This is a genomic window from Serratia sp. CY29653, from assembly GCF_052169255.1.
In the GTDB taxonomy this organism is placed as follows: domain Bacteria; phylum Pseudomonadota; class Gammaproteobacteria; order Enterobacterales; family Enterobacteriaceae; genus Serratia; species Serratia sarumanii.
The window spans coordinates 1-1,531 of sequence record NZ_JBJNLC010000012.1 but is presented as its reverse complement, the minus strand read 5'-3'; the positions used below and the strand labels follow the sequence as shown (position 1 = coordinate 1,531).

Annotated in this window: 1 rRNA gene; it reads left to right on the top strand. The window is 53.2% G+C overall.

The annotated features are described in order from the left end of the window. Positions 1 to 24 precede the first annotated feature (24 nt). Positions 25 to 1,531 (top strand): 23S ribosomal RNA (locus tag ACJ8HN_RS24195); the annotation flags it as partial.

The window sequence follows — 1,531 nt, the reverse complement described above, 5'->3', positions numbered from 1 at the left end:
GATGGAAACATCTTCGGGTTGTGAGGTTAAGTGACTAAGCGTACACGGTGGATGCCTAGGCAGTCAGAGGCGATGAAGGGCGTGCTAATCTGCGAAAAGCGTCGGTAAGGTGATATGAACCGTTATAACCGGCGATACCCGAATGGGGAAACCCAGTGTGTTTCGACACACTATCATGTCATGAATACATAGTGGCATGAGGCGAACCGGGGGAACTGAAACATCTAAGTACCCCGAGGAAAAGAAATCAACCGAGATTCCCCCAGTAGCGGCGAGCGAACGGGGAGGAGCCCAGAACCTGAATCGGCTTGTGTGTTAGTGGAAGCGTCTGGAAAGTCGCGCAGCAAAGGGTGATAGCCCCGTACACTAAAATGCACAGGTCGTGAGTTCGATGAGTAGGGCGGGACACGTGACATCCTGTCTGAATATGGGGGGACCATCCTCCAAGGCTAAATACTCCTGACTGACCGATAGTGAACCAGTACCGTGAGGGAAAGGCGAAAAGAACCCCGGCGAGGGGAGTGAAATAGAACCTGAAACCGTGTACGTACAAGCAGTGGGAGCACCTTCGTGGTGTGACTGCGTACCTTTTGTATAATGGGTCAGCGACTTATATTTTGTAGCAAGGTTAACCGTATAGGGGAGCCGTAGGGAAACCGAGTCTTAACTGGGCGAATAGTTGCAAGGTATAGACCCGAAACCCGGTGATCTAGCCATGGGCAGGTTGAAGGTTGGGTAACACTAACTGGAGGACCGAACCGACTAATGTTGAAAAATTAGCGGATGACTTGTGGCTGGGGGTGAAAGGCCAATCAAACCGGGAGATAGCTGGTTCTCCCCGAAAGCTATTTAGGTAGCGCCTCGTGAACTCATCTTCGGGGGTAGAGCACTGTTTCGGCTAGGGGGCCATCCCGGCTTACCAAACCGATGCAAACTCCGAATACCGAAGAATGTTATCACGGGAGACACACGGCGGGTGCTAACGTCCGTCGTGAAGAGGGAAACAACCCAGACCGCCAGCTAAGGTCCCAAAGTCATGGTTAAGTGGGAAACGATGTGGGAAGGCACAGACAGCCAGGATGTTGGCTTAGAAGCAGCCATCATTTAAAGAAAGCGTAATAGCTCACTGGTCGAGTCGGCCTGCGCGGAAGATGTAACGGGGCTAAACCATGCACCGAAGCTGCGGCAGCGACGCTTAGGCGTTGTTGGGTAGGGGAGCGTTCTGTAAGCCGTTGAAGGTGGCCTGTGAGGGTTGCTGGAGGTATCAGAAGTGCGAATGCTGACATAAGTAACGATAAAGCGGGTGAAAAGCCCGCTCGCCGGAAGACCAAGGGTTCCTGTCCAACGTTAATCGGGGCAGGGTGAGTCGACCCCTAAGGCGAGGCTGAAAAGCGTAGTCGATGGGAAACAGGTTAATATTCCTGTACTTGGTGTTACTGCGAAGGGGGGACGGAGAAGGCTAGGCTGGCCGGGCGACGGTTGTCCCGGTTTAAGCGTGTAGGGGGTGTGACCTGGTAAATCCGGTTGCATA